Origin of the sequence: Hydrogenophaga sp. (genome assembly GCF_018780385.1) — a bacterium.
In the GTDB taxonomy this organism is placed as follows: Bacteria; Pseudomonadota; Gammaproteobacteria; order Burkholderiales; family Burkholderiaceae_C; genus Hydrogenophaga.
In genome coordinates, this window is record NZ_JADMJO010000054.1 from 1 (window position 1) to 3870 (window position 3870).

Here is a 3870-nt window from a genome sequence, read left to right on the forward strand (position 1 = left end):
TCTTGTCCTGCTCCAGGCCGGTCAGGCGCTGCAGACGCATCTGCAGGATTTCCTGTGCCTGCGTCTCGGACAGCCGGTACAGCCCGTCGCTGCCCATGCCGAGTGCCTTCTCAAGACCCTCGGGCCGGTAGTCGTCAGCGTTGATCACGCCGCCGTCGGCGCGCGTGCGCGTGAGCATTTCGCGCACGAGTTGGCTGTCCCAAGGTCGCGCCATCAGCTCGGCCTTGGCCACGGGCGGTGTGGGCGACTCACGAATGATCTTGATGAAATCGTCGATGTTGGCCAGCGCCACGGCGAGACCTTCGAGCACGTGTCCGCGTTCGCGCGCCTTGCGCAAGTTGAACACCGTGCGTCGGGTCACGACCTCTCGGCGGTGTTCCAGGAACACCTGGATCAGGTCTTTGAGGTTGCACAGACGCGGCTGGCCGTCGACCAGCGCCACCATGTTGATGCCGAAGGTGTCCTGCAATTGCGTCTGCTTGTACAGGTTGTTGAGCACCACCTCGGGAACTTCGCCCCGCTTGAGCTCGATCACCAGGCGCATGCCCGATTTGTCCGACTCGTCCTGGATGTGGCTGATGCCCTCGATCTTCTTTTCGTGCACCAGCTCGGCAATGCGCTCCTGCAGCGTCTTCTTGTTCACCTGATATGGCAACTCGTCCACGATGATCGACTGGCGCTGACCGCGGTCGATGTCTTCAAAGTGGCACTTCGCGCGCATCACAACGCGGCCGCGACCTGTGCGATAGCCATCCTTCACGCCATTGATGCCGTAGATGATGCCGGCCGTGGGGAAGTCGGGCGCTGGAATGATCTCCATCAATTCATCGATGGATGCCTCCGGATGCTTCAGCAAGTGCAGACACGCATCCACCACCTCATTGAGGTTGTGCGGCGGAATGTTGGTGGCCATGCCGACCGCAATGCCCGACGACCCGTTGACCAGCAGGTTGGGCAGACGCGAAGGCAGCACCAAGGGCTCTTTTTCAGAGCCGTCGTAGTTGGGGCCGAAGTTGACGGTTTCCTTGTCGATGTCGGCCAGCATCTCGTGCGATATTTTCGACAGGCGGATTTCCGTGTACCGCATGGCGGCCGCGTTGTCGCCATCCACCGAGCCGAAGTTGCCCTGTCCATCCACAAGCATGTGACGCAGCGAAAAATCCTGCGCCATCCGCACAATCGTGTCGTACACCGCGCTGTCGCCGTGCGGGTGGTACTTACCGATCACGTCGCCCACAATACGGGCCGATTTTTTGTAGGGCCGGTTCCAGTCGTTGTTGAGCTCGTGCATGGCAAACAACACGCGCCTGTGCACAGGCTTCAGACCATCGCGTGCATCGGGAAGCGCCCGCCCGACAATGACGCTCATTGCGTAGTCGAGGTAGCTACGGCGCATTTCCTCTTCAAGACTGATGGGCAGGGTCTCTTTGGCGAACTGTGTCATGAGCAGGGGATGAAATGCGTCGGTTGGGCCAAAAGGCAACTCGCCATTTTACGGGCGGCACCGGATCGCACCTTTGTGCGCTCTTTGTTGTAACACCACAACGAATGCGGGGGCTGCCGGAATACAGTCACCGAGGCGCCCGTGCCTACCGGTCGGCCCTATAGCGCTTGTGGCACAATGAAATCCAGCGTTTTGAGTGGTGGTCACTTCAAGCGTCTTTTTTTGTACGCAGATTGTCTGCGGCTTACCAAGAGGAAAACCATGAAAAAACTCAACAAAGTGGCAATGCTGATCGCAACGGCCGCCATGGCAACGGCCGCCGGCGCCCAAACCATCGACAACTGGCGCAATGGCACCAGTGAGCTGGTCTGGAAAAACGGTACCAATGAACTGTGCTGGCGCAATGCCAACTGGACGCCTGCAACGGCAGCTGTCGGTTGCGACGGTGCCATCGTTCCCGTGGCTGCTCCTGCACCAGCTCCGGCCGCTGCTCCTGCACCCGCTCCAGCCGCTGCTCCTGCACCCGCTCCAGCCGCTGCTCCAGCTCCCGCAGCTTCCAAAGTGACCTACGCTGCCGATGCGTTCTTCGACTTCGACAAAGCGGTACTCAAACCAGAAGGCAAAGCCAAACTGGATGATCTGGCCAGCAAGGTTTCCGGCATCAACCTGGAAGTTGTGATCGCCGTCGGCCACACCGACTCCACGGGCGCTGCTGGTTACAACCAGGCTCTGTCCAACCGCCGTGCAGAAGCCGTCAAGGCCTATTTGGTGAGCAAGGGCATCGAAAGCAACCGCATCTACACCGAAGGCAAGGGTCTGACGCAGCCAGTGGCAGACAACGCCACCCGCGAAGGCCGTGCCAAGAACCGCCGCGTTGAAGTGGAAGTTGTCGGCACCCGCGCCAACAAGTAAACCTTCGGGTTGCTCCAAGAAAACCGCGCCCTGGCGCGGTTTTTTCATGGGCTGACGATAATCAAGCAATGAATCACAATCTCAATGCCGATCCAGCCGAGTTGGCCAAATTTTCCGATCTGGCTCATCGCTGGTGGGATCCGGAAAGCGAGTTCCGTCCACTGCATCAGATCAATCCATTGCGATTGAGCTGGATTGACGGAATGGCCCAACTTGCAGGCAAACGTGTCCTGGATATTGGTTGTGGCGGCGGCATTCTTTCGGATGCTATGGCAAGAAAAGGCGCCCGGGTGACGGGTATCGATCTTTCGATCAAAGCACTCCGGGTAGCCCAGTTGCATGCGCTCGAAGCAGGCACGGCGAATGTCGAGTATCTGGAAATCAGTGCAGAGGCCATGGCGCTCCAAGAGCCCGGTTCGTTTGATGTGGTGACGTGCATGGAAATGCTTGAGCATGTGCCCGATCCCTCTTCCGTTGTTCGTGCATGTGCCGCTCTTGTGAAACCGGGTGGTTGGGTCTTTTTTTCGACCTTGAACCGCAACCCCAAGTCGTTTCTGTTTGCGATTCTCGGCGCCGAGTACATCCTGCAACTGTTGCCCAAGGGGACCCATGAGTACGCCAAATTCATCAGGCCGAGTGAGTTGGCAGGATATGGGCGCGACGCCGGTCTTGAGCTGACGGACGCCCGCGGCATGGAGTACAACCCGTTGACTCGTCGCTACTGGTTGAGCCAGAACACCAGCGTGAACTATCTGTTTGCTACCCGAAAAACATGAGTTCCGTCGCTTTCCGGGGGGTGCGCGCGGTGTTGTTCGATCTGGACGGGACGCTGATTGACAGTGCGCCCGATTTGGGCGCGGCAGCGGATGGCATGCGCCTGCGTCGCGGCTTGCCCTCCAAACCGTTGGCGGAATACCGCCCCCATGTGGGCTCCGGTGCGCGCGGCATGTTGCAAGTGGCGTTCGGGATGGATGCTGAGCATGTCAACTACGAACAATACAAGGAAGAGTTCTTCGTTCACTACGAAAGCTGCCTGACCCAGCGCACGCGTCCCTTTGAGGAGGTTGATTTGCTGGTGTCTGCTCTGCTCGAGCGCGGTATGCGCTGGGGGGTTGTGACCAACAAGGCTCAGCGGTTTACGACACCAATCACCCGCGCCATGGGGATGTTCGATTCAGCGGCCACCGTGATCAGCGGTGACACGACGCCCCACGCCAAGCCACACCCCGAGCCTCTGCTGGAAGCTGCGCGCCGCATGTCGTTGCTACCGGCCCAGTGCATCTATGTGGGTGATGATGAGCGCGACATCCGAGCAGGGCGTTCGGCTGGTATGTGGACTGTGGCGGCACGCTATGGTTATCTTGGCGCAGGGGCTGACGTTGCCTCCTGGGGTGCAGACGCAGAAGTTTCTTCTCCATTGCAGGTCTTGCAATTGCTCGAACCGTCTTAAAATAGGGCACTTGGGGCTGCACTGGTTTCGACGTGGGTTCGGACGCGCAGCAGGGCATGTCGAG

General features: G+C 59.3%; 4 protein-coding genes. 3 read left to right on the top strand and 1 reads right to left on the bottom strand.

The features are described from left to right. The coding region (locus IV113_RS17040) for a DNA topoisomerase (ATP-hydrolyzing) (protein ID WP_291087288.1) at positions 1-1444 on the bottom strand (1444 nt) is incomplete at its 3' end. A gap of 261 nt (positions 1445-1705) precedes the next feature. Here IV113_RS17040 and ompA point away from each other — a divergent pair. The 3 genes from ompA (at position 1706) to IV113_RS17055 (ending at position 3806) form a co-directional block, all read left to right on the top strand. Beyond that, complete coding sequence (gene ompA, locus IV113_RS17045; protein WP_291087293.1) at positions 1706-2356, top strand: outer membrane protein OmpA; 651 nt, start codon at positions 1706-1708, stop codon at positions 2354-2356. Positions 2357-2424: 68 nt separating this feature from the next. Then, positions 2425-3132 carry a bifunctional 2-polyprenyl-6-hydroxyphenol methylase/3-demethylubiquinol 3-O-methyltransferase UbiG gene (gene ubiG / locus IV113_RS17050; protein WP_291087290.1) on the top strand — a complete coding sequence of 236 codons (708 nt, stop codon included), beginning with the start codon at positions 2425-2427 and terminating at the stop codon, positions 3130-3132. After that, a complete protein-coding gene (locus IV113_RS17055; RefSeq protein ID WP_291087292.1) occupies positions 3129-3806 on the top strand; it encodes an HAD-IA family hydrolase in 678 nt (225 codons plus the stop codon). The genes ubiG and IV113_RS17055 overlap by 4 nt, the downstream gene beginning before the upstream one ends. Positions 3807-3870: the final 64 nt, after the last annotated feature.

Excerpts from the sequence above, each read along its gene's own strand:
- ubiG (WP_291087290.1), top strand. The coding sequence starts at position 2,425 with ATGAATCACAATCTCAATGCCGATCCAGCCGAGTTGGCCAAATTTTCC.
- ompA (WP_291087293.1), top strand. The coding sequence starts at position 1,706 with ATGAAAAAACTCAACAAAGTGGCAATGCTGATCGCAACGGCCGCCATG.
- IV113_RS17055 (WP_291087292.1), top strand. The coding sequence starts at position 3,129 with ATGAGTTCCGTCGCTTTCCGGGGGGTGCGCGCGGTGTTGTTCGATCTG.